Source organism: Streptomyces sp. NPDC001093, from assembly GCF_040298985.1.
GTDB lineage: Bacteria > Actinomycetota > Actinomycetes > Streptomycetales > Streptomycetaceae > Streptomyces.
In genome coordinates this window covers 64,730-87,717 of the sequence record NZ_JBEPBF010000012.1, presented here as the reverse complement: position 1 = coordinate 87,717, position 22,988 = coordinate 64,730, and the positions used below count along the sequence as shown (strand labels likewise).

General features: G+C 67.2%; 19 protein-coding genes and 1 pseudogene. 12 read left to right on the top strand and 8 right to left on the bottom strand.

The features are described 5' to 3' along the window. Positions 1–190 precede the first annotated feature (190 nt). The 7 genes from ABT288_RS09080 to ABT288_RS09050 form a co-directional block, all read right to left on the bottom strand. Entirely contained in the window at positions 191–1,327 is a 1,137-nt protein-coding gene (locus tag ABT288_RS09080; protein WP_351604304.1) for a phosphoenolpyruvate carboxykinase (ATP), read from the bottom strand. Then, positions 1,324–2,250, bottom strand: coding sequence for a lactate/malate family dehydrogenase (locus ABT288_RS09075; protein ID WP_351604303.1), 927 nt, complete (start codon positions 2,248–2,250; stop codon positions 1,324–1,326). Before ABT288_RS09075 ends, ABT288_RS09080 begins: the two co-directional genes overlap by 4 nt. Next, a complete protein-coding gene (locus tag ABT288_RS09070) occupies positions 2,247–3,461 on the bottom strand; it encodes a phosphotransferase (RefSeq protein ID WP_502972738.1) in 1,215 nt (404 codons plus the stop codon). Before ABT288_RS09070 ends, ABT288_RS09075 begins: the two co-directional genes overlap by 4 nt. 391 nt (positions 3,462–3,852) lie before the next feature. Then, complete coding sequence (locus tag ABT288_RS09065) at positions 3,853–4,389, bottom strand: ATP-binding protein (RefSeq protein WP_351604299.1); 537 nt, start codon at positions 4,387–4,389, stop codon at positions 3,853–3,855. Between the two features lie 43 nt (positions 4,390–4,432). Continuing rightward, the gene (locus ABT288_RS09060) at positions 4,433–5,392 is read right to left on the bottom strand and encodes a DUF6415 family natural product biosynthesis protein (RefSeq protein WP_351604297.1); all 960 of its coding nucleotides are present in this window, start codon (positions 5,390–5,392) and stop codon (positions 4,433–4,435) included. Next, entirely contained in the window at positions 5,389–5,640 is a 252-nt protein-coding gene (locus ABT288_RS09055) for a hypothetical protein (protein WP_351604295.1), read from the bottom strand. Before ABT288_RS09055 ends, ABT288_RS09060 begins: the two co-directional genes overlap by 4 nt. Before the next feature lie 221 nt (positions 5,641–5,861). Next, positions 5,862–7,073 (bottom strand): helix-turn-helix domain-containing protein, encoded by a 1,212-nt coding sequence (locus ABT288_RS09050; RefSeq protein WP_351604293.1) that lies wholly within the window; start codon positions 7,071–7,073, stop codon positions 5,862–5,864. A gap of 115 nt (positions 7,074–7,188) precedes the next feature. On the opposite strand from ABT288_RS09050, the gene ABT288_RS09045 reads away from it, so the two are divergent. The 8 genes from ABT288_RS09045 to ABT288_RS50165 all read left to right on the top strand — a co-directional run bounded on the left by ABT288_RS09045 (position 7,189) and on the right by ABT288_RS50165 (position 16,678). Continuing rightward, the gene (locus ABT288_RS09045; protein ID WP_351604291.1) at positions 7,189–7,866 is read left to right on the top strand and encodes an HAD family hydrolase; all 678 of its coding nucleotides are present in this window, start codon (positions 7,189–7,191) and stop codon (positions 7,864–7,866) included. A 597-nt stretch (positions 7,867–8,463) separates the two neighbouring features. After that, positions 8,464–9,018, top strand: coding sequence for a DUF2563 family protein (locus ABT288_RS09040; protein WP_351604289.1), 555 nt, complete (start codon positions 8,464–8,466; stop codon positions 9,016–9,018). Between the two features lie 1,732 nt (positions 9,019–10,750). Next, positions 10,751–11,914, top strand: a complete 1,164-nt coding sequence (gene mycP / locus ABT288_RS09035) for a type VII secretion-associated serine protease mycosin (RefSeq protein WP_351604287.1) — start codon at positions 10,751–10,753, stop codon at positions 11,912–11,914. Positions 11,915–12,040: 126 nt separating this feature from the next. Further along, entirely contained in the window at positions 12,041–12,430 is a 390-nt protein-coding gene (locus ABT288_RS09030; protein WP_351604285.1) for a hypothetical protein, read from the top strand. Between the two features lie 55 nt (positions 12,431–12,485). Beyond that, positions 12,486–14,810, top strand: a complete 2,325-nt coding sequence (locus ABT288_RS09025; protein ID WP_351604283.1) for a hypothetical protein — start codon at positions 12,486–12,488, stop codon at positions 14,808–14,810. A 37-nt stretch (positions 14,811–14,847) separates the two neighbouring features. Next, a complete protein-coding gene (locus tag ABT288_RS09020) occupies positions 14,848–15,939 on the top strand; it encodes a hypothetical protein (RefSeq protein ID WP_351604281.1) in 1,092 nt (363 codons plus the stop codon). 33 nt (positions 15,940–15,972) lie between these two features. Further along, positions 15,973–16,482: a hypothetical protein gene (locus tag ABT288_RS09015; RefSeq protein WP_351604279.1), complete on the top strand. Its 510-nt coding sequence runs from the start codon at positions 15,973–15,975 to the stop codon at positions 16,480–16,482. A gap of 61 nt (positions 16,483–16,543) precedes the next feature. Continuing rightward, a complete protein-coding gene (locus tag ABT288_RS50165; RefSeq protein WP_502972737.1) occupies positions 16,544–16,678 on the top strand; it encodes a hypothetical protein in 135 nt (44 codons plus the stop codon). 7 nt (positions 16,679–16,685) lie between these two features. Here ABT288_RS50165 and ABT288_RS09010 read toward each other — a convergent pair. Next, a pseudogene (locus ABT288_RS09010) lies at positions 16,686–17,766 on the bottom strand (glutamate--tRNA ligase); the annotation flags it as partial. A gap of 177 nt (positions 17,767–17,943) precedes the next feature. Here ABT288_RS09010 and haaT point away from each other — a divergent pair. The 4 genes from haaT to haaN all read left to right on the top strand — a co-directional run bounded on the left by haaT (position 17,944) and on the right by haaN (position 22,787). Further along, positions 17,944–20,712 carry a cyclophane-containing RiPP biosynthesis TPR protein HaaT gene (haaT, locus tag ABT288_RS09005; RefSeq protein WP_351604277.1) on the top strand — a complete coding sequence of 923 codons (2,769 nt, stop codon included), beginning with the start codon at positions 17,944–17,946 and terminating at the stop codon, positions 20,710–20,712. A 127-nt stretch (positions 20,713–20,839) separates the two neighbouring features. Beyond that, a complete protein-coding gene (gene haaA, locus ABT288_RS09000) occupies positions 20,840–21,043 on the top strand; it encodes a HaaA family cyclophane-containing RiPP peptide (protein ID WP_351604275.1) in 204 nt (67 codons plus the stop codon). A 13-nt stretch (positions 21,044–21,056) separates the two neighbouring features. Continuing rightward, positions 21,057–22,217 (top strand): FxsB family cyclophane-forming radical SAM/SPASM peptide maturase, encoded by a 1,161-nt coding sequence (locus ABT288_RS08995; RefSeq protein ID WP_351604273.1) that lies wholly within the window; start codon positions 21,057–21,059, stop codon positions 22,215–22,217. 90 nt (positions 22,218–22,307) lie between these two features. Then, a complete protein-coding gene (gene haaN, locus ABT288_RS08990; RefSeq protein WP_351604271.1) occupies positions 22,308–22,787 on the top strand; it encodes a cyclophane-containing RiPP N-acetyltransferase HaaN in 480 nt (159 codons plus the stop codon). Positions 22,788–22,988: the final 201 nt, after the last annotated feature.

Here is a 22,988-nt window from a genome sequence, read left to right as displayed (position 1 = left end):
CGCGACCACCACACCGTGGGCCTGCGAAGAGCGGAACACCCCTCTCAACAGGTCTTTCGAGTACTTCGGCGACGGCTCAAGCGGGGTCGCCGTAGCCCCTGAGCGCTCCCGGCTCATTCCCGGATAGCAGCCCCCCGGAGCCGCCCCGGCCCGGGCATGGCCGGGGCGACAGAGGTCGGCCTGGGTCGGTTCAGGACGATTGCAGGTCGATGAGCTTGGCGAGGAGGTCTGCATTGGCAGCGACGTCATGCCCGAGGACCACGGAGTGGTGCGGCAGTGCCGCCAGCCTGTGCGCAACCTCGTGCCGAGAGTCCTCGCTGCCGCCACCGTCAACCCGGACCAGGTCGAAGATATCCGGGTAGCGGTCTTCGGTCGCCCCGCTCATGAAGTCGCTGTCGTCCAGGCCTCGGGCCTCTCCCTTCGCGGCGGGAGCTGCCCCGGCGAGGATGGACGGGAAGAGAAGGGCGGCAGCCTCGCCCCCGGCGGCCAGCGGAATGTTGAACCATCGACCGAACTGGTCGGGAAAGACCTGGACCTTCAGCTCTTTGCCGTTCTCCCACAGTGGCGTCCGGACGCCAGCGAAGAGTGCTTGCGTCACGCGCGGGTCCTGCGTGGGGTGCAGGGCCTCGCCGACGTGCAGCCTCTGCCGCGCGATCTCGAACCAGTCCAGGGCGTCGAGCAGCCCGAGGCCGACGGCAGCAGCCGACGGCCATGGCAGAACCTCCACTCCGTCGCGGTCGTTGGGGCGGACGAACACGCGGTCGTTGGCCAGCAGCCCCCACCCGTGCCGTGCGACCAGCGCCAGTGCGGTGGTGGTCTTGCCCGCTCCCTTCCTGCCGAACGTCAGGGCCACCCGGCATTCCTGGACGACTGCCGAGGCGTGCAGCACGCACCAGCCGGCCCGCAGCAGTACGCCACGCACCATCTCCCGGGCCAGGCGGGCGGTGGCCGTGGCCACTGTCTCGGTATCGCAGCCGTAGATCGTCAGCTTCCCCGAGGCGGGCTCGGACCGATAGGCCAGCAGTTCCCCCGGGGAGACGGCCCTGATGACACCGGCAGCGTCGTCGCGGGCTACCAGGGTCTGGGCCTTGGCGTAGGTTGTGCTTGTGTGCAGGGCCTGGGTCACCGCCAGGGACGCCTCGCCGTATGCGTCTTCGTTCACTTCGGCGACAACGAGTGGCCCCTCGCAGACGCTCTCGGGCTTCGCGTCGACCGCGTTCCACCACGGTCCGAAGTAACGGGCGGACCAGTCGGTGACGGCTTTGTGGGCGGACAGAACGGTGACAGCCGCTTCGGCGGCATGCAGTCGGGTGGCGTAGCTGGTCACGGATTCCTCACTGACGGAGACGGGTTGGACAGGGCATCGCACATGGCCCGGTAGGCGGTGCGAAGTTTCTTGCGCGCGAGTTGCAGTTGCCGCTGCTCGTCCTCGTCCAGTGGCGGCATGCACGGCTGCGGCAGGCCGATGGAAAACCGGAGCGGGACACCGAAGTAGCCACCCCAGTACAGGGTCGACAGCTCGGTCAGCCCGTCGGCGAGACCGAGGGCCAGGCGCAGCGCGGACACCACGGCCCCGGCGGGCCCAGACCGGCTGCGGCCGATGCCGGCGTTGATCCGGCCCGGCCGCAGCGCGAGTTCCTCCCGGATCTGCTCGACCGGGACGGTGACCGGTCTGCCATGGACGGTGGTGGAGGAGGCACACACCACGGCGTTGTCGCCGTGCTCGCCGATGACGTGCCCCTGGACCGTGTCGACGGGCACATCCATGAGCCGGGCCAGGGTGTGCCGGTAGCGGGCGGTATCGAGGTTGGAGCCGATCCCGAGCACCCGCGAGCATCCGGACTGCTCGGCGAACAACCTCGTCATGAGATCCACTGGGTTGGTGACCATCAGCACCGTGCCGGTGTAGTGGCTCAGTTCCCGGGCCAGCCCGGCGATCACACGTGCGTTGGCGTGCAGGCCGCCCATACGGATGTCGCTGCTGCGCGGGTTCGTGAACTGGGCCCGGACGGCGATCACGACGGCGTCGCAGTCCCACAGCCGGGACACCTCTACGGCGTACGGGACGACGGGCGAACCGATCGCCGAACGCATGTCGTCCAGGTCGGCCGCCAGCGCTGCGGCCTGCTCGACCGCACGCGAAGCGATGAGCAACTGGTCGCACAGTCCAGCGAGCATCAGCGTCGCACCGACGGCTTGACCGACCGCCCCGGCGCCAGCCACACCGATGCGCAGGCCTGGTGGCGTCATGACACCACCGCCAGGGCAGCATCCAAAGCGCCGTCCCATGTGCCGTGTACTGCCGTGCCACCCTCCAGGTCGGCACTTGCCGACTCCACCATGGAGAAGACCGGCACAGCCCGGTCAATCAGCGCCGCACCTGCCCGAGGTAGAGGCAGCGCTAAGGGCGCGGACAGATACGTGGTCATGATGTTCACGGTGTCCATCAGCCATAGCATCATCAGGTTTGCCAGCCAGAGGTTCCGTTCCCTGCCGGACAGCATCGGGACCTGGGACTTCACGAAGGCGTCCAGGCCGTATAGCACTTGGTGTACGGCTGGGGCTCGCGGTCGGCGGGCGGCGAGGGTCAGTACCGTACGGCTGACCAGCTTCGCGATGTCCACCATGCGGCTCGCACGCAGCAGCCCCGGGTCCAGGAACACCGGCCGCCCGTCGATACCGTCAGGGAACACCACATGTTCCGGCTTGAGGTCGCCGTAGGCGAGGGATGTGCCATCTGCTGAGGGCAGACGCATGCGCAGGCGCCGCAGACGACCCACGGAGCGGTGCACCAGTTGCAGCATCTCCTGGCGCTGTTCCGCCTCGCGTCGGCTCACACCGAGTTGGTCCATGTAGAGGGTCCCCAACAAGCCGTTGAACTTGCGGAGAAACGTGCCGGTGATGCTGCGTTCCTCGATCACACCGACAGCCGCCAGCTGGCGGGCGGCACCCGGACGGTGCAGCGCTCGCAGCTCGACGAAGGTGCGGTCGAGCAGGACCGCGGTGTCACCGGGTCGCTCCAGCAGCAGCTCGCCCAGCGTTGGGCCGGGCACTGGTTCGGTGAAGATCACCCCAGTTCTCAGCCCGGCCAGCGGACATGCCGTCGGGCCACCCATCTCGGCCAGCAGCCTCAGCTGTGCGGCCTCGCGGTTCAGCAGCCCGTCCGAACGGTTCTCGTACTCGCGCTGTGCTTCCAGCACAGTGGACCAGGTTCCGCACGCACCACGCAGGAGTGACACCAGGGAGACGCCAAGCAGCGATGTCTTCGCGTAGAGCAAGCGGTCGCCGATCCGCGCCCGTTGTACGTACCCGGTGACGCTGGGCACGTGGCACTCCAGGTAAACGGACTGGTCTGGCCATACGGCTGCGGCGGCCCTGTGGATGTGTGCGGCGGCGTACCCGAAGACGCCCGCGACGCTGGGCTGCGCCTCGCGACGAGTCGGAACAGCAATGGTATTCATGGTCACGGACGCCTCCAATAGCTGCGTCTATCCGTGCAGGACCGCGCTCCGCGCGGAGGGCGGCTCTCCCTCCCCGACGGGGTAACGGGGAGGGAGAGATCAGTGGGGTCATCCCGGGCAGTACTCGGCCGAGTGGCGGATCGCGAAGCTGGGCGTGGCTGCTGGTCCCAACAGGACTCTGCCCGCGCCCATGGGCGCGGTCGTCACGAGAACGGTGCTGTACGTCACGACGACGCGAGTCGCATGGTGCCGACGAATGAGCCGCCAGGCTTCCGATCCAGTCCGGCCATTGGCTCGGCCCTGGACATCCGGACCCGTAATATCTGATCGAGCTGGCCGGCTCTTGGGAGAAGTGTTCGCCCTCGCGCGCTGGTGCTCCGTTCTTCGGCACTCACCTCTGCCCGGTGGCGATCACTACGCCGAGCCAGGCGGCCATCGCCACCACCATGAGCACGTACGTGATCTGCGCCGCCGAAGCAGACCACACGCGGTGGGCAACAACTGCCGGCGCAGGGTCGTCGGCCAGTACGGAGTCGTCGGCCGGTTCCACATCTGCCCAGACCCGTTTGCCCCACGGCAGGGAGTCAGTCCCCCACTGCCTCGACACGGCGTCTACGAGTGCCAGGCCTCGGCCAGTGACGTCCGCAGTACTCGCGGTCGCCAGCAGCGGCAGCGTCCGGCTCTTGTCGGTCACGGCTACCCGTACATTCCCGCCGGCGAGACGCCGGATGGTCAATCTGAAGGCGCCATGGCGCGCATGCCGGACGGCGTTGGAGGCCAGCTCGGAAACAACCAGCTCGGCCGCATCCGTCACGTCCGGCAGGCCCCAGTCGACCAAGGTCTCACGGACCAGTTGCCGGGCAACTGGCACCGACGCCGCCTCGCGAGGCAAAGAGGTGGACCGTACCGGCGAGCCGTCCTCAGCCACGAGAGCACGTCCCCGCATGGGCCCCTTACGACCGGGCAATGTGTCAGTCACCGGATCCCCTTTCACCGTGGCCGCGGTGCCGCTCGTAGACGCCACGGAGAGTCCGGCAGAACAACGCCATTTCCTCGGCCCGAACAGCAGGCTCCCGGTCGGTGGGCGGCGCCCCGGACGAGAAGTGCCTCCGGAGCCGGCCGAGGAGCCACTGCACCGACTGCCGGTTCGCGGAGCCCTCCTCCTCGATGGCCACCTCGACGCAGCGGACCAGGTATTCGAGGTAATCCCGCAGTTCGGCGACAGCGGGTTCAAGTTGCGCTGGCTGCGGCACCCTGTTCGGCAAATCGCGCGTCAGGTGCAGGATCTCGTCGCGGACCGTGCGCGCAAGGTTCAGGTCGACGCATGTCGCATCGCCCGATGTGTGCTCCGGGTTCAGGACTGTGCTCGCCATGCGGTAGCGGCCGTAGGAGACGAGCTGAGACACCGCGTTGCCATTGCCCAGGAGTCCTGGCGCGAACATGCGGACCGCCCAGTAGGAGGCTGTGCTACTCGAGTGCCCGATCACGTCCGGACGAGGCACGCTCAGCGGGCGGCCATCTCGCAGGCACTCGATGCCCAGCGCTTTCCACTCCTTGACAGTGCTCGGCTCGCACAAGATGTACAGCCACCGCTCATGCCCGCACCGGATCACCAGAGCCCCCAGCAGTGCGTCCGCCAGGTAGGCGTCCACCTCGGCGGGGACTGTGCAGCCCGCGGCGTTCTCCACCAGGTTCAGCGGCATGCGGATCGCGTGGAATGCGGCGCCGCACCGCAGGAGGGCTAGGCCTTCCGTTTCCCACGCAGTGCGGGCCTGATCGGCGTCGGACGCAGCGGCCGCCAGCAGCCAGTGCTCGATGGCAAGTGATTCTTCGCCCTTCGTGGCGACACGGTTCCGGCCCGGGTCTTCTGGGGGCTCACCGGCTGCCGCCGAAACGACCTCGCGGACCTTTGTCGACGTGCTTCTGGTCACGATGCTGCCTCTGCCCAATCGGGGATGACCTTGGTGAGTGCGATGAGCAGGGCGTCTTCGTCGGTCAGTCTGAGGGTGCCGCTCCGTGGCGGCACGAGCCAGTAGATTCCTGGCGGCGTCTGCCGCGCGGCGGGCGGCAGATCGAAGCGCGCTGTCACGCTGATCGCCTGCGTCTGCGGCCACTTCGCTGTTGAGCCGGTCTGCACGAAGAAGTACACGCCCGGTGTGGTGGACGGGTCGATCGCCACAGTGCCAGGAGTGTGCAACCGAGCCAGAGCCTGAAGGCCGTAATACCGGCCTACGCGAATGGCCTCCCAGTCCTCCCGCGCCAGGTCAGGCAGGGAGTGAAGAATGCGTGAAGGCTCTGTCGTCACGGTGCGCCCCATCTCGTCGCTGCTGATGACGAGACGGTAGGTCCGGGGAAGCACTACAACCCGAACCGTGAGTTCGGGGGATCTCCCGGTTCGGGTCAGGCAAGTCTCAAGCGCTCCGCGAGTCCGAGGACTTGGCGGCGGTACGTCGGACGAACGCGCTGCAGGAGGCGCGACACCATGTCAGTGGCCAACTTGCTGCGCACCATGTCCTGCGGACTCAGCTTCTCCAGGTCCAGCAGGTGCACGAGAACGGCGGCGTCATCGCGCCGCAGGTCGTAGCAGCGTGCCAGTTCCAGGGTGAAGGTGAACTGTCGTTCCCTGCTTGGCAGACGGGAGATGTCGACCTCGTCGGCCAGCCGCAGGCCTTCGGCGCTCTCCCCAGCCAGCATCTCGATGCTCAGGGCATGGAGATGGATGTTCGTGGGCCCGAACACCGTCCACTGGATGTTGGCGTCGCCGGCTCGCTTCGCCAACGGAGCCGCCCGCTCGACGAGCCGCTGGCGCGCACCCCACCACCGCCTGCTCTGAGCATCGGCCACTACACGCACGAGTTCCAGGGCACCCTGCATGGCCGCCTTCTCATCGCAGTCCGGAACACTCTGCAACTGCTCGACCGCCGCCTCGGCGATCGCCCCCGCTTCATCGGCACCACCCTCCTGGGAGAGCAGGCAGTGCCCGAAATTCCAGTGTGCAGCAGCCAGACGGATAGGGTCATCCGCTTCCTCCGCGGCACGACGCGCCCGATCCGCGACCATGAGCGCAAGGTCCAGGCGCCCCGTGCGCCGGCAATACGACCTCAGCAGCCCGTACAAGTCCGCTTCGATGCGCAGAACTTCGCGGCGGAGGCCGGAGTCACTACCGGTGCGATACATGCGGACGGCACCCTCGACATCGGCGATCAGTCGCGGAAGGACCTGCTCGACTTCGCTGAATCGCTCCTCGCTGGTCTGCCACGTTCTCCATGCATCCTCGACACGATCCCGAAGCTCCGCCGACGTCGCGACCGGGCCTGTGCGGACTCCCCCGTACCCCATCAGGGCACGTGCGATCTCGGGAGCCGTGCTCAGGGAGACACCGGCCTCGGGCAGAGGCTCGTCGGACAGCAGCGCGGACACAGGCACGCCCAGCTCCCGCGCGAGCCTGGCCAGCACATCAGGCGACGGCGTCTTCTTCCCGGTCTCGATCAGCGACAGATACCGCTCGGTGATCCCGCACAGGCCCGCGATGGCAGACTGTGAGCGGTTACCGTTCTTACGCCTGTAGTACCTGACCTGTCGCCCGATGGGCAGCTTCGGTGAATCGATCATCAGCCCTCCCGTCATCCGTCAGGGTAGGGCTGTCTTCCGCGTCGCGGATACCGTCCGCAACGATTGGGGGACTCAGCGCATCTGCTTGGACGTTCCGTTCGGAAGGGCCCGCCGCATGCCACAGCTCGTCTTGTGGGACATCGACCACACACTCATCGACACGCGCGGAGTCGGGCGCAGGCTGTCCGCCGCAGCGTTCGAGGAAGTGACCGGTGAGGCGATGCGCCGGCAAGCAAAGATCGACGGCATCACCGAAGCCGTGATCTTCCGGGAGACCGCCCAGCTCCACGGCCTCACCACCGACCGAGCCGACTTCGAGCGTTTCGCTGCGGCACTCACAGCGCAGCACATCCGGCGCGCCGGCGAACTGCGCGAGCAGGGGAACGCCCTGCCCGGTGCCGCAGCCGCCCTCGACGCCCTCGACGCTGCCGGGGTGCGGCAGACCGTGGTCAGCGGCAACGTGCGTGCCGTCGCCGAGATCAAGCTCAGCGTCTTTGGCTTGGACACCCACATCCAGTGGGACGGGGGCGCCTACGGCGAGGACGCAGACCTGCGACCCAGGCTCGTGGAATTGGCGCTCGTCCGCTCATCCGCCGTGCTCCAGGAGACCGTTCTGATCGGGGACACCCCCGCCGATGTCCAGGGCGGTCTGGCCACCGGTGTCCGCGTCCTCGCCGTTGCGACGGGCCGCAGCTCCGCTGAGGAACTGCGCGCGGCAGGTGCCCACGCTGTGATTCCCGACCTGACAGACACCGAGGGTCTGTTGAAGCTCGTCACCGGGAGCAGCCTGTAGGTACGGCCCGCCGATCTCTGCGGAGCCTGGCAGCCGCGGCCGGACGCGGTCACAGATGTACACCGGAGTCTTGCTGAGGTGCCGGGTGCTGGACGACTGTCGACGATCACGTAATTCCGTGATCGTCCACAGCGGAGTTCCTAAGCCTCGCCATCCCCGCCGCGTAGGGATGACAGGACCAGGCGCCCGTACCGTGTGGTGAGGGCTCCGGCTGTGGCGGCTACCGACAGTGTCAGTGATGAGCAGGTCTGTCACGGAGTTGTCGCGAGCGGTTCGAGTGTGTACAGCGCCGTGCCCGTGGGGCATGGGGCGGTCGTCCAAGACTTGCCATCATTGGTGCCGTTGGCGCCGACGTAGTCGTACGGATCGCGCTGGAGTTGTGGCGCGGGGCGTTGGTGTAGGGGCCGTAATAGGCATCGAGGCGGAAGCTCGGTTTGCCCCGGCGCGGCCACCGACACGCGCCGCCATTGAGCCTGATTCCGAGCCACCACTGACCGATTTCGATCGCCTTTGATACAGGACGAGCCAGGAGTGTCACTGGTCGTAGCTAGAGTTATTGCTGAGGCCTTGGCCTTTTGACCACAGGGGGAGGACGTTGTGCTGCCGAGCGACACGGGGGCGGGTGGGCAACCGGCATCGTGGGTGTCCCGCATGTTCGACGGGATGCAGGACGCTGTCGCCGACCTGGCCACTGAACTGTCGTCGTTCACGAAGTTCCAGAAGCGGGTCGATGACCTGATCCGCGATCTGAAGGGCTCCGCGGCCGGGCCGGGCAAGGTCGGGCAGGAGCAGCTCGTGCGCCACCAGTTCGGCGGCGGGGGCGTGGAGTGGGCGGAGGCCGGCGGCCTGTTCACTATGTACGAGGCCGTCATCAGCGATCTGGAGACCCTGTCGAAGCTGCTGTCCGATTCGATGGAGGGCATGGGCATCGCGGTGCTGGCCTCGCACAAGGGCTACCAGAACATCGACCTGGGCATCCGCGACCGCATGGCCGCGATCAGCACGGAGACGACGAAGCATTACGGCGGGAGCTACGACCCCTCTGCCCCGCAGAAGACGCACACGAGTGGCCAAGGCGGTGGCAGCGAGACCAAGGGAAGTCAGCCGCCGACGCAGACAAGCGGCGGCAGTGACGCGGGAGGCACCATCTGATGCGGCGCGGTGAGGGCACCCCTTTCGAGGACATGAGCCACGAGCAGATGCTCGCCTGGCTGGACCAGGCGAACGCCGGCACGGTGCAGTCCGCTGCCGACCGGCTGACCGCGGCAGCCGAAGAGATCCACAAGATCGCCGAGGAACTCAAGGTCCGCCCGCAGTGGGTGGAGTGGAAGGGCGCGGGCGCTGACGCTTTCCGTACTTGGGCGGGTGACCTCGCCAACTCCAGCCTCCGGCTTGGCGACTTCAGCGACGGCGCGGCGAAGTGGCTGCGAGAGGCATCCGCGGCGATCGGGACCGCGCAGGTGTCGATCCCACGCGACACCCAAGGCCCACAGACGAATCTGGACGCGGCAACGGCCGCGCACAACGACCCCGACGCTGCCACCGTCAGCGCCAAGTCCAGGGCCGAGTTGCAGGCATTGGCGGCGCATAAGGAGAGGGTGCGTCTGCAGGCCGCGGCGGAGATGCGGAAGCTGGCCCAGGCGTACTCGCATTCGGCCACGCAGATGGATGCGCTGGAGAGGCCCAAGTTTCCACCGCCGCCGAAGGCGCTTCAGCCGAAGGCACGGACAGTCGATGAAAACGAAATCGTCGCGAGCGGGGGAAGCGGAGCTGGGACGTCCTCATCTGGAGGCGCAGCTCCCGCGCCGACCGGAGTGGGAGGAAGGCACCAGACGGTGCCCGAAGTCCATGAGGTCAGAGCTGTCGCAGCCAGTGCTTCCGATACGCGGGACGGTACCGGCCGTGAGACGGTCCACCAGCCGTTGCCTGAGGCCCCAGCCCACGTAGGAACGAAAATCGACGAAACGGTGGCTTCGCCACCGGCACCGACCACACCGACGGCTCCGGGCCCGGTCGACGTGCCGACAGGGGGCCGGGCTGGAGGCGGAACGCCGCCGCCTGTAGGGCCTCTTCCGCTGCCCTCAGGCCGCGGTTTCGGCCCGCCATTGAGCCCTGGGGGCACGGGGCGTACGGTGACGGGCGGCCGTCCGATGCCCATGCCACGACAGGAGATCTCGGAACCAACGCCGACACGTGGACCAGCCACTGGCGGCACGACCACGCCCCGAGGCCCCGTGGGCCAGGCGCAACCGGTGACGGGAGGCCGTACGACTGCGATGCCCGGGCGAGCAGTCGCCGGTGAGGCACCCGGACGTGCGCCCGTCAGCAAGGGCATCATCGGCGGTCGCCCGACCGCACCCACCACGGGGCAGCCGGCCGGCAGGTTGCCGCGGGGTACCGTCGTGGGCGGCGAGACGCCCGTATCTGGCACGACCGGGCGTGGGTCCGCCGGTCGGACTATGGGCGCTGCTCCCAGAGGGGCGAACCCCGCCCAGGGGCCAGTATCGGCCGAGCGGCGAGGTGGGTTCCCGCCTGCCGAGAAGGGCATCGTGGGAGGCCGCCCACAGCAGCGGGCGCGTTCGACCGGCCGGCCGTTCAGCCGCACCACGAACCAATCGGGAGGCACGGAGACCCCTGCCGCGTCGGCGAACGGCTCCAGGCCGCCAACCTCGCGCCGGAACGGCGAGAAGAGCGAACCGCCCCGCAAGAGGGCCGAACGGCGGAAGAACGGGCGTCCGGAAGACCCCCGATCAGCGCCCCCCGCCGCCGACTGACGCCTCCAGTCACAGTAGCCCGAATCACGAGAACCACCAGAAGCAAGAGGAAGCGGATGCCTGCCGACAGGTTGAGGAACGGCCGTCTTGGGAGCGTTGTCTCCGGAGCCGTGGGTTTGCTGCTGGTGGGCATGACCGCGGCACCCGCCCAGGCGGAGACCATCCGCGAACAGCAGTGGTACCTCACGGCCATGAAGGCCGACCAGATGTGGCGGACGAGCACAGGCAAGGGCATCACAGTCGCGGTCATCGATACCGGCGTTGACGGCAACCTGCCTGATCTCAAGGGACAGGTGCTGCCCGGACTGAACGAGGCACCGCAGTCGCCCGGGGACGAACACACGAGCTACGACGGTCACGGGACCACGATGGGCCTCCTCATCGCGGGCACCGGCAAGGCGAACGGCGGTAATGGCACCTTCGGTCTCGCACCGGGCGCCAAGATCCTTCCGATCCGCGTACCGGACCGAGGCTTGGACTCCGACAGGTACACCGATGAGTTCAGCAAAGTAGTGAGCCGGGGAATCCGGTACGCCGTCGACTCCGGCGCCCAGGTCATCAACATCTCCATGAGGGCGTACAAAGGCTCTGACGAACTCACTGCTGCTGTGAAGTACGCCCTGAACAAGGGAGCACTTATCTTCGCCGGATCCGGTAATGACGGCACCTCGGAAGTCGAATACCCCGCAGGCACTCCCGGGGTGGTGGCGGTGGGCGCCGTAGGCCGTGACCTCAGCAAGACAAAGGAATCCCAGTACGGCCCACAGATCGACATGGCCGCCCCCGGCGACGAGATGTACCACGCCTGCCCGAACGGCAAGGACCTCTGCCGCTCACACGGCACCAGCGACGCCACTGCCCTCGCCTCCGCCAGCGCCGCCCTCATCTGGTCCAAGCACCCGAACTGGACCAACAACCAGGTCCTCCGCGTCATGCTCAACACCGCCGGCGCCCCCACGGACGGCGCCAAGCGCAACGACTCCATCGGCTACGGCATTGTGCGGCCGCGCATCGCCCTGCAGAACCCCGGTGATCCCGGGCCGGCCGACGCCTACCCGCTGCCGGACTTCTCAGCCGCATCCTCCGCGTCGCCCTCTCCCGGCACTGCCGGTTCCAAGGACTCCGCCCCACAGGCGAAGGATGGCAAAGCGGCGGCCGAAGCTTCCTCCGACAAGGGCGCAAGCGACACTCTGTGGGTCGCATTGGGTATCGCAGCTGCGGTACTCATCGGCGGAGCTGTTGCGGCTGTTGCCACAAGGAAGCGTCGCCACTGAGAAGCACGAGTGCGGTTGCTAGCCTGGCAGGCGCACGCCAACCGAGGTGTAACGGGGAGAGGGTTTATGTCCGAGTCGGCAGGAGATCGGCACATAGCACATGGTCATGCCACGCACCCGGTGGGTATGCGGCTCAATCACCTGCAGGACATTCCGGGCGGTGGCGGGCCCGACCTCGCGCACTCTCAGGATGAGAAGAAGGCCGCAGCGGACACTCTGCGCAAGTACATCGAACCGGATACCAAAAAGGCCGGGCAGCAGGCGGACGACGAGACGGGCGCTGTGGTGAAGGCGTTCGATGCGAAGGACGGACATGGCTGGCTCACGTCCAGCGCCGTGAGTAAGGCGCACAAGATCTGGGGCGAACAGGTCCAGGACTTTCTGGCCCGGCTGGCGGGGGATGAGTCGGCCCTCCGGAACAACAACATCGTGTTGACCGGTACGGACGCTGGAGTGGCTGGTACGGCGCGCAAGGTATCCGTGTTCGACACGTACTCACCGCCGCCGAAGCACTGACAGACAGCCGAGTTGTCTCGCACACCACCGAACTCACTGCCTCCAACGGGGACCCATGCCGACCTTCCACGAGATCCTGACGACCGACCTGTCCACGCTGACCACGGCCGCCGAACGCTGGGACGGCATGGCAAAGGACTTCAACAAGCTGGAGACCGCATACCGGCGGGACGTCCACGGCATCACCCTGCTCCCGACGTTCGCAGGTGAGAGCCGGCAGGCCGCCAACGCGTGCTTCGGCGTCAGGCTCACGGAGTTCCAAAGCGCCCAGACCGAGGCCAAGGCGATCGCCTCGCTCCTCCGTGAAACGCACACCCAGTTCGTGGACCTGCGCAAGAAGCTGGAGTCGGCGCGGGACGATGCCATCGCGGCCGGCATGAAGGTGTCGGACCAGGGCGTGGTCTCGTACGACACGGGGAAGCTCAGCCAGGGAGAGAAGCAGGAGCTGGCCCACGATCCCGACTCCCAGGAAAGCGTCCGAAAGTCCGTCGCCTCCTGGCAGGCCCGCATCGACCAGTGCGTGAAGGACGTGAACGACGCCGACAAGGGCGTCGAGGTCGCTTTCACCGCCGTCGTGAAAGGCCCCGACATGGGCGACAGCACGGTCCCCGGCTTCAACGGCAAGGCCCAGGGCGACATCGACAAGTACGAGGCCCAGGAAGCGGACGACATCGCTCGACGGGTCGCCAAGGGCGAGAAGGTTTCCGCCGCCGACCTCGCCGAACTGCGCCGCACTTTCCGGGACAACAAGGGCGACAAGACATTCAGCCAGACCTTCCTGGACGGGCTGGGGCCGGACGCAACGCTCAAGTTCACGAACAAGCTAGAAGACCTGGCGTACTTCGACGACACCAAGAACAGGAGCACCTACCTCGAAATCAATGGCGGCCTTGCGGACTCCCTGGCAGTCGCCACACGGGTGCCGGACTTCAAGGACTCCGAGGGCAGACACCTCCGCTTCGGGACCGCCGCATACAACGAGGCGTTCCAGGCCTGGACGAAGACCGATGACGCCCGGTTCTACAACAAGTGGCGTGCGGCGCTACGTGAACACGGCGACGACAAATATGCCCTCGAAGCAGCCGGAAAGAAGACAGACGTCGGGTACGGAGCCGGCCAGAAGATCCGCGGCTACCAGAGCCTCGCCACGCTCATGCAGCAGGGGCACGGCTACTCGCCCCAGTTTGTCGCGGACGTCGCTGACGACATGATCGCCACGGAGAAGAAGGACCCCAAGATCTGGGATCTCTACGGCAAGTTCAGCAACAAGGACGGCGACGGATGGTTCGCGAACGACCCCGTCGACGGCGCCCTTGAGGTCATGTCACGCAATCCGGAAGGGGCGACCGGCTATCTCGACCCCGGCACCGCCGCCGGCAAGGAACGCCTGGACTACCTCCTCGGCCACCGGGACTGGAACATCATCCACACCACGCACGAGGGCGCCAAGACCGACTACGTGGGACCCGACGTGGAGGACAGTGACGCCCGCAAAGGCTTCGGCGATGCCTTGGAGGCCGCGACCACCGGCCAGGCGCCGGGCGGCTATCATCCGGTCGGTCAGCACACCGAGCCGCAGGCCCGCATCCTGCAACACACCATCGACACACTGAACTCGGTGAACCAGGCAAAGAAACTGCCGACGAACCTTACCCTTCCGCTGGCGCACATCCTGACGGCATACACGCCGGACACCCATGAGATCAACGCGCAGTCGGATTCCCGTTTTGAGCTCCCTCCGGGCAACACAGGATCAGCCTGGAGCGACAAGAACGGAGCACACATCACTGTTGCGCGGGACTCCCTTACCAAGCTCATGCGCGGAATAGCCAATGATCCCACGGCATTCGGACACGTCTACGCCGCAGAGCAACACCACGCTCATGACCTATTGGCCGCACTTCCGCAGGACGCCGACAAGACGGTGATCAGTAATCGCATCACCGACTGTTCGCGGGCCATGGGCGCGTATGACGGGGTCCGCGCCGACATCATCTTCGGTGAACGCTTCAACAAGACGCAGTGGGCCGCCGACTTCAACCACGGCCTCAGCAGCTCGCTCAGTACCGCACTGATGTTCAAGCCAAAGAAGGCCGAATTCCTCGGCCCGGCCGGGGATGTGGCTTCGAGGGCTCTCGACCTGTACACGTACGAATCGAACAAGGAGCACATTGCCGAAGCGAACCTCAAGGCCACGCAAGACAACGTCAAGCTCTACGCAGCCGGACAGCACGACGTGGAGAACATGGTCAGGATGTGGGGCCAAAGCCGCGGCAATGACATCAACAGCGACTGGACGAAGCAATATGTCCACGTCGGTCAGCAGGACTACAACTACGGCCGTGACCGGGCGCTCGACGTTCTCCGAGCCGACCGGTGACGCCGAAGGGTGACACCGCCCGAACGAAAAGAGCACGATGAAGATCTTTGCAAGCCGCAGGCAGCGCCTGGTCGGCTGGTCCGTGGGCGGCATCCTGCTGACGCTGTACATCGTGGCGCAGACGCTCTACAGCACCGGCGTCTACGCGTCCTGGCGGGATCAACGGTCCCTAGACTCGGCATGCGACGGCACCCTGGCTCAGGGCGGCCTCGGCGACGCGCTGAATTCCTCGCATGTGCGTGCCAGAGCCACCGACGACTCGGAATACCTGGCGGCCTGCCTGATCAACAGGCCCGACACAGGTCGGCATGGCGGCGCTCTCCAGCTCATGCTCCGCTGGAGCGATCAGTCGGCCACATCCGAGGCCCTCGCGCCGTTCAGCAGGAACGCCAACGGACTCCAGGGGCAGGCGGCGCCGCTCGGCAACGGCTGGCCGGGCTACATCCGGTACGACGGGTCAGCGCAAGTCGTGGTCGCCCTTGACTGCCAGAACAACAAGAACCGGGCTCTCGTGGCATACGGCGACCTCATCCAGTGGCCGGACGATGCCAAGACGACGGAACCCGTGCTCACCGGGCTGGGCAGAGTGACGACGGAAACCGCACAGAAGGCGGCTGCCAAGTACGGGTGCCAGGCGCAGGGCGGCAGGCAGCTGACCCACGTCTCGCTCCCGTCCCCGAACGGGAAGACAGCCCCTCAGCAACTTGCAAAGGCCCAGGGCTCCTGCGTCGCGCTGCGAGGACTCGCCGGCCAGGCGTCCGACGCCGGGACGCCCGACTTCGTCGAGTACCCCGCGGACGCACACACGCCGTATGTCAACTGCTACCTGTTCACGCCCGCAGGGAAGCCAGGTTACGGGCTGTACGCGTACTACGGTGTCGTCGCCAAGGACTTTGAGTCGGTCAATTTGGCCAACCGCCGTGACGACTACGCCTTGGCCACCGCCAAGTGCCCTCAGTCGGATCAGGAGGCGGTATTTGCGCTCTACCACCTCTACGACCGGGCCACCGACAGCTACCCCGTCCGCCATTACTCGACGTCGTTCGCCAAATCCGCATTGAAGACATTCGCCGAGCACGAGGCAAAGCAGCGCGGCTGTACCGACGTGAGGATGATGTCCCGATCATGAGGCGTTGCCAGGCCCTCGCAGGTGGTTGATCTGATGGGCTTTTTCGACCTATTCACCGGTACCAAGCACCCGAAAGGCGGCGTCGCGCCGCGATCCGTCGAGGAGGTCCGGACGGCGTTGCTCGAAGTCAGCGGGCCGGACACACCTTATGTCGTGCGCGATGGTGCCGCTGAGGGGGCCGATCTGGTTGCGGAATGGTGTATCCGGGATCCGGCCTGGCACACCTTCTTCGCTCGGACCCAGGTGAGCCGGACCCTTCAGATCAGGATGCGCTTGGTCCCGGAGAGCCGCGAAGTCCGCGCTCTCGACCGCGAGTGGGAAGTCACCTGGATCGGAAGTACGCCCAGGTTGGCGCTGCCGGCAGAGCAGTCCCGCGGGCAGGTGAAGACGGTCTCCCGGCGCTGGACGGTCGAGCGGGGGGCCGACGGCCGCCTGCAGAAGACGGAAGAGTTCCTCTTCGATTCCGCGGAGCTGAAGACACCCCTGCAAGAGGCGGTCCTCGGCGCGGGATGGACATGGCGCGGGGTCCTGTTCAAACTGTGATCCCCCGAGGCCGTCCAGGAAGACGACCTGGCCGTTGTTGTGCGCGTTTAGTAGGTTGTCGGTGGCCTCGATCCGCCTCCGACCATCCGCGGGCTGCCCCCACACCGAGGCCAAGGCGGCGTACGAGGCCCTGGCACGGTTCGACCTGAACCACTTCGGCAACGCCTGGGGCAACCTCCTGGCGCAGGTCGCCTGAGCAGCGGCTAAGCCTGCGCGGCCAGCTTCTTGCTGGCGGCGTCCAGACAAGCCAGCACGTGGTCCCTCCCGGCCGAGCAGCTCCATGGACTCGAACAGCGGGAGTCCGATCGTCCGGCCGGTGACCGCGACCCGGATCGGCGCCTGCGCCTTGCCCAGCTTCAGCCCGTGCTTGTCGCCGACGGCGAGCAGGACGGCCTTCAGGTCGTCCGCCTTCCAGTCCACGACGCCAGCCAACTCGGCGCGGGCGTCCGACAGGATGTCGCCGGCACCTGCCTTCATCGCCTTGTTCCACGACGCCTCGTCCTCGACCGGCTCGTCGAGGAACAGGAAGTCCACATAGCTGGTGATCTCGGAAAGCAGCGCCAGCCGGGTCTGGGCCGGGGAAGCCGCAGCCTCGAAGACGTCCTTCTCGAACGCCTCCGGCCGCCACGGCGCGTAGGGGGCCACGAGCCAGGGTACGCAGGCGGCGGCGAACTGCTCCGGTGACAGGCCGCGGATGTACTCGCCGTTGAACGCCGTCAGCTTCTTCACATCGAAGAAGACCGGCTCGGTGTTCACGTCCTCGATCCGGAAGAGCTGCTCCAGCTCCTCGTACAGCCCGATCTCCCGGTCGTCACCCGGGCCCCAACCGAGCAGCATGAGGTAGTTCACCATCGCCTCGGGCAGGAAACCCTCGGCGAGGTAGTCCTCCAGCGCCACCTTGTCCCGGCGCTTGGACAGCTTCTGCCGCTTCTCGTTCACGATCACCGGCAGATCCGCCCACACGGGCGGCTTGGCACCGAGCGCCTCCCACAGCAGCTGCTGTTTCGGCGTGTTCGACAGGTGCTCCTCGTCTCGGATGACCTGCATGATTCCCTCATCCAGGTCGTCCACGACGTTGGCGATCAGAAAGACTGGGGACCCGTCGCCACGGGCGATCACGAAGTCCTCGATCGCACTGTTCGGGAACGTCGGCTCCCCGCGGACCAGGTCGACCACGACGGTCTCCCCCTCGTCCGGCGTCCGGAACCGCAGCGCCCGCCCCTCCTCAAAGGCCAGCCCCCGGTCCCGGCAGAACCCGTTGTACCCGAGGTGCTCCGACCCCGTGACGCTATCCATGGCGCAGAGGCGCCCTTGACCAAGGTCCACGGGAACTGTTCCGTTAGGGAAGCTGTGGCGTCGGACGGGGGTAGCCTTCGTGACCAGGTCGGTTAGCGGTTCGTGGTGTTTCGTCAACGGCACCGAGACGGTGTCGCGCACGCACCCGGCTGCAAGGGCCTTCGTATGAGAGTCCGACGCGGGATCGCGATCGGCGTCATCGCCGGAGCTGGCGCAGTGACCACACTGCTGGTCGGGCTAGTTACAAACGCGGTATCTGGTAAGTCGCGGTGGCCCGGTTGGCTGGGCTGGTTACAGGACCACCCCTGGTCCTCGTTCGTCGCACTGGGCGTGGCGATGGCGGGGCTAACGGCCCTGCTCGCAGGGCTCTCCGAGACGCGGCCTCCCATGTCATCGGGGCGGCGAGAAGATGGAGCGGGGCCGCCGGAAGCCGCCCATGTGCTTCGCTCGTTGCCGCGCGACACCGCTGCGTTCACGGACCGTACTGCGGAGCTGGAGCTGCTGGTGGGCGCGGTGCGCGACTCGCAGGAGCGTGACGCCCCTCTGCCAGTTCATGTGATCGACGGTATGCCGGGCGTCGGGAAAACCACCTTCGCTGTGCATGCCGGACACCTGCTATCCGAGCGGTTTCCCGACGGGCAGCTCTTCGTGAACCTCAACGGGCACACGCCGGGGCGCAGCCCAGTGCAGGCCAGCGAGGCGCTGGCCTCGCTTCTCTCGGCAGCCGGCGTACCGACGCAGCAGATACCTGTCGGGGACGACGTCGGAGCGGTCACTGAGGCCCGAGCCGCCATGTGGCGGAGCAGGCTCGCGGACAAGAAGGCGCTGCTCATTCTCGACAACGCGGCCAGCTATCGGCAGCTGGAGCCACTGCTTCCCGGTGGGAGCGGGTGCCTGGTGTTGGTGACCAGCCGCAAGCGGCTGGTGGCGAACGAGGAGGTTGTCATGTCGGTGGACGCGCTGCCGCCGGACCACGCTGTCGACCTCTTCGTTCGGCTCAGTGCACGGCCGGCCGAGGCGCTCGACCGGGGCGTGGTGGACGATTTGGTGCGACTGTGCGGATGTCTGCCGCTGGGGGTCTCGCTGCTCGCGGCACGGCTGCGGCACCATCCGTCCTGGACCGCCGAGGACCTGCGCGGGAGACTGGTGGCGGCGCGGGACCGACTGGGAGAGCTGCGCGCCGGGGAACGCGCCGTCACCGCGACGTTCGATCTCTCCTACCGAGATCTCACGCCGGAGCGGCAGCGCTTCTTCAGGCAACTCGGCTTCTTCCCGGGCACGGATCTCGACACCCACGTCGGGGCGGCCCTGGGTGAAGTCTCGGTCGCGGTGGCCCGCCGGCACCTCGAAGTGCTCTACGACGACCACCTGATCGACGAGCACCCGGGGAGCCGCTACCGGCTGCACGATCTCCTGCGTGACTACGCCCGCGGCCTCGCCGCCGAGGGAGACAGCATGGGCCACGTACAGGCCGTCCAGCGTGTGTGCACCTACTACCTGGCAGCTCTCGCCGTCGCGAACAGGCACATCGTTCGCAGCGGTGCCGCAGTACCACCAGCGCCGGATGACGCGTCGCAGGTCGAGACCCCGGCCTTGGAGTCGCGGGTAGATGCACTGAACTGGCTGGAGACCGAGCGGGCCAACATCCTGGCCTGCGTCAGGCGGGCGAACGGTCTAGCTCTGTACGACCTCGTGGTCCGGCTCGCCGCGGCCATGGCGCCCTTCCTGCGCCAGGCCGGCCCCTGGGACCAGGCCGTCGGGCTCCACCGGACCGCCGCCGAGGCCGCCCGCCACACCGGCGACCAGCGGGCCCGCGGCGACGCCCTCGCCGAACTCGGTGTCGTGCGCCGCTTCATGGCCGCCTACCCACAGGCGATCGAAGCCCTTAACGACGCCGTGACGGCGTACGAAGCGGTCGACGAACGGCGCGGCAAGGCGGACGCCCTGAACCAGCTCGGCATCGTTTGGTACCTGACCGCGGACAACGAGGACGCGGCCCGCGCCCAGTCCGAGGCCCTCGCCCTCTACCGTGAGCTGGGGTACCGGCTCGGACAGGCGAATGCCCTCGCGGATCTCGGCATGACACACCGGCAGTTGAGTCGGTTCGACGCTGCGGTGGAGGCGCAGAGCGAGGCTCTGGCGATCTACCGGGAACTCGGTGACCTGTACGGGGAAGGAAACTCTCTGCGGGACCTGGGCGTCGTGCACTGCCTCATGGGCGCGTACGACCTGGCCACGCGACATCACCAGGAAGCGTTCGACATCTACCTGGAGCTGGACGACCGTGTGCACCAGGCTTACGCGCTGAACGAGTTAGGCGTCGTCCGACGGCTGACCGGAGACGTCGACGGAGCCCGGACGGCGCACAGCCAGGCTCTGACGTACTTCTCCGAGCTCGGTGAACGGTTCGGTCGTACGAACAGCGTCCGTCACCTTGGCGTCGTGCACCGTGTGTCCGGAGATGCGACGGAGGCGATCCGGCTTCTGGAGGAGGCACTGGACGCCTACCGGGAGCTTGGTAGCCGCGGGGGTGAGGCCGCCTCGCTCAGCGAGCTGGGCGTGGCGCGCGGCATTGTCGGCGAGCGCGCCGGCGCGACCGAAGCCTTCCAACGCGGTTTGGAGATCCTGCGGGCACTGGGCGACCGATGCGGCCAGGCAGAAGTACTGAACCACTGGGGGATGCTGCTGCTCACCTCCGGTGAACCGACGGCCGCCCGTCGGCACTTCGACCTGGCGCTCACGCTCGCGCGGGACATCCGCTGCCCGCTGGAGGAAGCGCACGCGCTGGAGGGCATCGGCCGCTGCGACTGGACGATCGACGGGCCTGGCCACGGCGTGGGCTCGCTGCGAGCCGCCGTGACCGTGTACCGGCGGTTGGGGGTGCGCGGGGCCGCGGACGACATCGAACGGTTGCTGGTGCCGTGGTCTGGTTGACGCCGTCCATGTGGCCGAATTCCCGGTGTCCGCTCGGTCGTTGAGGATGCTACGTTTCCGGCTGCTCTGTCCCTTCAACCCCGTCCTACCGTGCCGCCTCCGGCACGTACCACACGAGGAGCGTTGAATGCCGCCACCCACGTTCGTAACCGAGCCACATACCATCACGCCCGCCGGCCGGACGTGCGTGGAGCCGGTGACGGGCGCCACAGCCGTCCTGGACCGCGTGGCCGCCCGCGTACGGCAGCGGCTGGTGGCCGAGCAGGCCCCGACGAACCGGGTCGGCGACGGGGCCCACGCAGCCTCGCTCATCTGGCCCTGGCCCTTGTGAGCGCGCCCACTCGATGACGCGCCCCGAAGTCCTCACGCCTTTCCGGACGTTCATCCTCAAGGTTGCCAACCGCTGCAACATCGACTGCGACTATTGCTTCGTCTTCAACTCCAAGGACCAAACAGCGCGGCGTCTGCCCGCCCGAATGGACCTGGACGTGGTCCGGGGGGCTGCTCGGCGTATCGGTGAGCACGCCGCAGCACACGCCCTGCCGACTGCCCATGTCGTGCTTCATGGCGGGGAGCCGCTGCTGGCCGGCGTCCGGCACATGGCAGACCTGCTGGGCGCCGTCCGGGACGGTGTGCCGACCGGGACGACGGTCCGCTTCGAACTCCAGACCAACGGGACCCTACTGTCTGGTGCCTGGCTGGATCTCTTCGAGCGGTACGGGGTGGCGGTGGGGGTCAGCCTCGACGGGCCTACGAGCGCCAACGACCGACACCGGTTGACCCACACGGGGCGGTCGAGCGCCGAGTCTGCCGTGCGCGGCATCGAGCTCGTGCGGTCCCGACCGCACCTGTTCGCGGGGCTGCTCGCCGTCGTGGACCTGGCCAACGACCCAGTTGAGGTCCACGACTACCTGGCGGCGTTCGAGCCGCCTGTGATCGACTTCGGCCTTCCGCACGCGACCCACGACGACCCGCCGCACCGCACGAACCCGAGCGTGCCCGAGTACGGGCTGTGGATGAGCAGGGTGTACGACGCCTGGCTCGCCCGGCCCGAGTACCGGCACAGCGTCCGAATGCTGGAGGACATCGTGGCCCTCAGCTCCGGCGTGCGCGGATCGGTAGAGACGCTCGGCCTGGCTCCGCCCACGAGCGTTGTGATCGAGTCCGACGGCTCCATCGAGGCCGTGGACACCCTGCGGTCGGTCGAGGAGGGCGCCTCCTGGCTCGGTCTCGACGTCTTCCAACACTCCTTCGACGACGCTCTGTCGCATCCGAAACTGATGCACCGGCAATACGGCAGGGACGCGCTCGCCGCGAAGTGCTGTGCCTGCCCGCTCGTCGAGGTGTGTGGCGGTGGTTATCTCCCGCATCGCTTCAGCACAGCCCAGGACTACAGGAATCCGTCCGTCTACTGCGCAGACCTGGAGTACCTCATCCGGCATGTCCAGGACTCCTTGCGGCAGCACGGCTGGAACGCGCATGCGCAGGCCGCCTCGTCGCTATAGGCGCGTGCGGCGTACCGCCAACGGGGATTAGGCGTTGGTACGAACGAGAGCAGCAGCGACCGAAGCTATCGAGGAACAAAGGAGGCGCCGATGACTGTGACCATCCGGCCTGCCGATAAGCGGGACGTCCTGGCCGTGGCCGAGCTGATCGAGGAGATCGAACGGTTCTACGGCGCGATCGACAGCGGCATCCAGCGACTGGAGGAACGCCGCACCCAGGTTGAGGAGGCGCTGTTCGGCTCGCCGCCGCTGGCCTCTGCGCTGCTCGTCGAGGACGAGATCGGGGACATCGTGGGACTCGCCGCCTACTCGTTCCTCTGGCCGGCCGCCGGATCCTCACACTCCCTGTTCCTCAAAGAGTTGTACGTCCGTGGCAACCTCCGACGACAGGGCATCGGGGTACGTCTCATGGACGAACTCCGTGCCATCGCCGCGGCGCGCCCTGGGTGCAGCCGCGTGGAATGGATGACCGACAGTGACAATCCAGGTGCACGGGCCTTCTACAAGTCACTCGGGTTCGCCGAGTTCGATGGAAAGATCGTCTACCGGGTCGACTCCGGCACTGCATGAGGGTGGAGCGAGGCCAGTGGTAGTAGCGAGCTCCGGCGAGTGCGGCAGCAGAATCGTCATCCGGCTCGGATGAGTGCGCGCACAGGCTTGACTCGTACGACCACATGACCAAGGACGACGTACGGCCACCATGGTGGGGAGTCTCAAATGCTCCCCGACCGCCGCGCTCTGATTCCACCCTGCTCTCGCTGCGATGGGCGC

Bases quoted from the DNA above. Each gene is read 5' to 3' on its own strand.
- ABT288_RS09030 (WP_351604285.1), top strand. From the start codon at position 12,041: ATGCGGCTCAATCACCTGCAGGACATTCCGGGCGGTGGCGGGCCCGAC.
- ABT288_RS08995 (WP_351604273.1), top strand. From the start codon at position 21,057: ATGACGCGCCCCGAAGTCCTCACGCCTTTCCGGACGTTCATCCTCAAG.
- ABT288_RS09050 (WP_351604293.1), bottom strand. From the start codon at position 7,073: ATGATCGATTCACCGAAGCTGCCCATCGGGCGACAGGTCAGGTACTAC.
- ABT288_RS09070 (WP_502972738.1), bottom strand. From the start codon at position 3,461: ATGAATACCATTGCTGTTCCGACTCGTCGCGAGGCGCAGCCCAGCGTC.
- ABT288_RS09020 (WP_351604281.1), top strand. From the start codon at position 14,848: ATGAAGATCTTTGCAAGCCGCAGGCAGCGCCTGGTCGGCTGGTCCGTG.
- ABT288_RS09025 (WP_351604283.1), top strand. From the start codon at position 12,486: ATGCCGACCTTCCACGAGATCCTGACGACCGACCTGTCCACGCTGACC.
- haaA (WP_351604275.1), top strand. From the start codon at position 20,840: ATGCCGCCACCCACGTTCGTAACCGAGCCACATACCATCACGCCCGCC.
- ABT288_RS09045 (WP_351604291.1), top strand. From the start codon at position 7,189: ATGCCACAGCTCGTCTTGTGGGACATCGACCACACACTCATCGACACG.
- haaT (WP_351604277.1), top strand. From the start codon at position 17,944: ATGAGAGTCCGACGCGGGATCGCGATCGGCGTCATCGCCGGAGCTGGC.
- haaN (WP_351604271.1), top strand. From the start codon at position 22,308: ATGACTGTGACCATCCGGCCTGCCGATAAGCGGGACGTCCTGGCCGTG.
- ABT288_RS09015 (WP_351604279.1), top strand. From the start codon at position 15,973: ATGGGCTTTTTCGACCTATTCACCGGTACCAAGCACCCGAAAGGCGGC.
- ABT288_RS09075 (WP_351604303.1), bottom strand. From the start codon at position 2,250: ATGACGCCACCAGGCCTGCGCATCGGTGTGGCTGGCGCCGGGGCGGTC.